We start from the raw sequence: 2,205 nt of genomic DNA on the forward strand, positions 1-2,205 counted from the left end.
GCCCTCACCACCCACCCCGACATCACCCACGCCACCGTCCTCGCCCGCGAAGACACCCCCGGCGACAAACGCCTCATCGCCTACATCGTCCCGACGGCCGCCACCGAGCAGGACTCCGCACTCGTCTCCGCAGCACGCGAGCACCTCCGGAAGTCCCTGCCCGACTACATGGTCCCGAGCGCGATCGTGGTGCTGGAGGCCCTGCCGCTGACGGCCAACGGCAAGCTCGACCGCAAGGCCCTGCCCGCCCCGAGCTACGCGGCCACCACCGCAGGACGCGCGCCCTCGTCGCGCCAGGAGGAGATCCTCTGCGAGGTCTTCGCCGAGGTGCTCGGCGTGGCGTCGGTGAGTGTGGACGACAGCTTCTTCGAGCTCGGCGGCCACTCGCTGCTCGGGACTCGGCTGATGAGCCGGATCCGTGCGGTGCTGGGTGTCGAGGTCGGCATCCGCGCCCTGTTCGAGGCCCCGACCGTCGCCGGCCTGGCCGAGCGCCTCGGCGGCGCCGACGCCGCCCGACCCGCGCTGACCGCCGGCGAGCGCCCGAGCGTGGTACCGCTGTCCGCCGCCCAGCGCCGGCTCTGGTTCCTCGGCGAGCTCGAAGGCCCCAGCGCCACCTACAACATCGCCACCGCACTGCGACTGACCGGCACCCTGGACCGGGACGCCCTGCGGGGCGCGCTGCACGACGTGCTGGCCCGCCACGAAGTCCTGCGCACCGTCTACCCGACCCTCAACGGGCAGCCCCACCAGCGCATTCTCGAAGCGACGGCGGTCACCCTCGACCTGCCCGTCACCTCGCTTACCGAGGCCGAGCTGGAGCAGGCCCTGGCCCGCGCGGCCGGGTACGTCTTCGACCTGTCCACCGAGGTGCCGCTGCGCGCCGAGCTGTTCAGCGTCTCCGCGAACGCGCACGTGCTGGTTCTCCTCGTGCACCACATCGCGGGCGACGGCTGGTCCATGGGCCCGCTCGCCCGCGACATCTCCACCGCGTACGAGGCCCGACTCGAAGGCGCCGCCCCCGCGTGGACGGCTCTGCCCGTGCAGTACGCCGACTACACGCTGTGGCAGCAGGACCTCCTCGGTGACGACACCGACCCGGCGAGTGTCCTGTCCCAGCAGCTCGCCCACTGGCGCAAGGCCCTGGCCGACCTGCCGGAAGAGCTCCAGCTGCCCACCGACCGGCCCCGCCCGGCCGTCGCCACCCACCAGGGCGCGACCTACGACCTGAACCTGTCCGCCGAACTGCACGAGCAGCTCGCCGACCTGGCCCGCTCCCGTGGCGTGACCCTGTTCATGGTCCTTCAGGCCGGGCTCGCGACCCTGCTCAACCGCCTCGGGGCGGGGACGGACATCCCGGTCGGCACTCCCATCGCCGGCCGCACCGACGAAGCCCTCGACGACCTGGTCGGCTTCTTCGTCAACACCCTGGTCATGCGCACCGACCTGGACGGCGACCCGACGTTCGCCGCGCTCCTCGGCCGCGTTCAGGACGCCGGCCTCGGTGCCTTCTCGAACCAGGACGTCCCCTTCGAGCGCCTCGTCGAGGACTTGGCCCCGACCCGCTCGATGGCCCGGCACCCGCTGTTCCAGGTCATGCTGACCCTGCAGAACAACACCGAGGCCACCCTCGAACTCCCGGGCCTCGCAACCGAACTGCTCCCCGCCGGGCAGGCCCCGGCCAAGTTCGACCTGGACTTCCAGCTCGGTGAGCGCTTCGACGGACAGGGCCGGGCCGCCGGTCTCCACGGCTGGGTCACCTTCGCGACCGACCTGTTCGACCACGCGACGGTCGAGGCCGTCGCCCAGCGCTTCGTCCGGGTGCTGGAGGCCGTCGCCGCCGACCCCGAGCAGCCGGTCAGCCGGATCGAGATCCTCGACGCCGACGAGCGTCGGCAGCTCCTAACCGAGTGGAACGACACCGCTCAGGACCTGCCGGCCGCGACGCTGCCGGAGCTCTTCCACGCCCAGGTGAACCGCACCCCCGACGCCACCGCCCTGGTGTTCGGCGACACCGAGCTCACCTACGCCGAGCTGAACGCCCGCGCCAACCGCCTCGCCCACCTGCTGACCGAGCACGGCGTCCGCCCCGAGACCCTCGTCGGCGTCCACCTGGAACGCTCCACCGACCTCGTCATCTCGCTCCTCGCGATCCTCAAGGCCGGCGGCGCCTACCTCCCCATCGACCCCAACTACCCCGCCGACCGC

The 2,205-nt window shown here is 72.2% G+C and carries 1 protein-coding gene; it reads left to right on the plus strand.

All coding sequences use genetic code 11. The annotated features are described in order from the left end of the window. Window positions 1–2,205: condensation domain-containing protein (locus ACIGZJ_RS36885; protein WP_396461387.1), on the plus strand; the 2,205-nt coding region annotated here is incomplete at both ends.

It is taken from the genome of Kitasatospora sp. NPDC052868, from assembly GCF_044547105.1.
In the GTDB taxonomy this organism is placed as follows: Bacteria; Actinomycetota; Actinomycetes; order Streptomycetales; family Streptomycetaceae; genus Kitasatospora.